This window comes from Paenibacillus sp. J22R67 (genome assembly GCF_059692175.1).
Genome location: NZ_JCAUAX010000036.1, coordinates 1 through 1,241 on the forward strand (window position 1 = coordinate 1; position 1,241 = coordinate 1,241).

The 1,241-nt window shown below is 53.3% G+C and carries 1 rRNA gene; it reads right to left on the reverse strand.

Going from position 1 to position 1,241, the window contains the following annotated elements:
• Positions 1-1,241 (reverse strand): 23S ribosomal RNA (locus tag AC58VC_RS38425); the annotation flags it as partial.

Sequence of the window (1,241 nt, forward strand, 5' to 3'; positions counted from 1 at the left end):
TCCGTTGAGCGATGGCCCTTCCATTCGGTACCACCGGATCACTAAGTCCGACTTTCGTCCCTGCTCGACTTGTAGGTCTCGCAGTCAAGCTCCCTTATGCCTTTGCACTCTGCGAATGATTTCCAACCATTCTGAGGGAACCTTTAAACGCCTCCGTTACATTTTAGGAGGCGACCGCCCCAGTCAAACTGCCCACCTGACACTGTCCCCATACCGGATTACGGTACCAGGTTAGAACTCCGATACGATCAGGGTGGTATCCCAACGTCGCCTCCACCCAAGCTGGCGCTCAGGCTTCAAAGGCTCCCACCTATCCTGTACAGATCGTACCAAAGTCCAATATCAAGCTGCAGTAAAGCTCCATGGGGTCTTTCCGTCTTGTCGCGGGTAACCTGCATCTTCACAGGTATTAAAATTTCACCGGATCTCTCGTTGAGACAGCGCCCAAGTCGTTACGCCATTCGTGCGGGTCAGAATTTACCTGACAAGGAATTTCGCTACCTTAGGACCGTTATAGTTACGGCCGCCGTTTACTGGGGCTTCAATTCATAGCTTCGGGTTGCCCCTAACCACTCCTCTTAACCTTCCAGCACCGGGCAGGCGTCAGCCCGTATACTTCGCCTTGCGGCTTCGCACAGACCTGTGTTTTTGCTAAACAGTCGCTTGGGCCTTTTCACTGCGGCCCCCTCGGGCTATTCACCCTACCGAGGCACCCCTTCTCCCGAAGTTACGGGGTCATTTTGCCGAGTTCCTTAACGAGAGTTCTTCCGCGCGCCTTAGAATTCTCTTCTCACCCACCTGTGTCGGTTTGCGGTACGGGCACCTTCGCCTGGCTAGAAGCTTTTCTTGGCAGTGTGAAATCATGACCTTCGGTACTTAAAATTTCCCTCCCCATCACAGCCCAGCCTTACGGTTAGCGGATTTGCCTACTAACCAGCCTCACTGCTTGGACGAGCATCCATCAGCTCGCGTCACTATCCTTCTGCGTCACTCCATTGCTCATAACGGCTACGGTGGTACAGGAATTTCCACCTGTTGTCCATCGACTACGCCTTTCGGCCTCGCCTTAGGTCCCGACTTACCCTGAGCGGACGAGCCTTCCTCAGGAACCCTTAGGTTTTCGGCGGATCAGATTCTCACTGATCTTTTCGTTACTTATACCGGCATTCTCACTTGTATGCGCTCCACCTGTCCTTACGGTCAGAATTCAACGTACATACAACGCTCCCCTACCCATGCAC